At 34.3% G+C, this 464-nt stretch carries 1 pseudogene; it reads right to left on the reverse strand.

Annotation, left to right across the window (positions count from 1 at the left end):
- Window positions 1-38 precede the first annotated feature (38 nt).
- A pseudogene (locus Q1B05_RS18630) lies at window positions 39-464 on the reverse strand (glucose/galactose MFS transporter); the annotation flags it as partial.

The raw sequence follows: 464 nt of genomic DNA on the forward strand, positions 1-464 counted from the left end.
ATATTTTGTTTTTATTTTTTTTGTTTTATTTAATAACATTATGGTCTTGACCAACTTTTGTATTTATGTCCCCAGATTGCAAAGAATAAGATGAAAGCATAGCATGGTATTAAAATCCAATAACTACTTGTTGCTGCTTGTGAAAGCGCATCTGATTCACTTAATCCTTTAGAAATTAAATCTACTTTATTAGAATCTACTAACCGCCCATATAACGGCGGGATAACAGCACCTCCAGAAATGGCCATAACCAGTAATGCTGAAGCTGTTTTTGTAAACTTCCCTAATCCGTCTAAGGTTAACGGCCAAACTGCGGGCCAAACCAAAGCATTAGAGATTCCTAAAGCGGCTACAAAAAGTACAGATATCATCCCTGAAGTAACTATAATACAACAACTAAACGCGATTCCTAAAGTGGCACTTATTATTAATGCCGTTTTCTGTTTTAAATATTTTGGAATTAA

Source organism: uncultured Formosa sp. (assembly GCF_947500765.1).
In the GTDB taxonomy this organism is placed as follows: domain Bacteria; phylum Bacteroidota; class Bacteroidia; order Flavobacteriales; family Flavobacteriaceae; genus Formosa.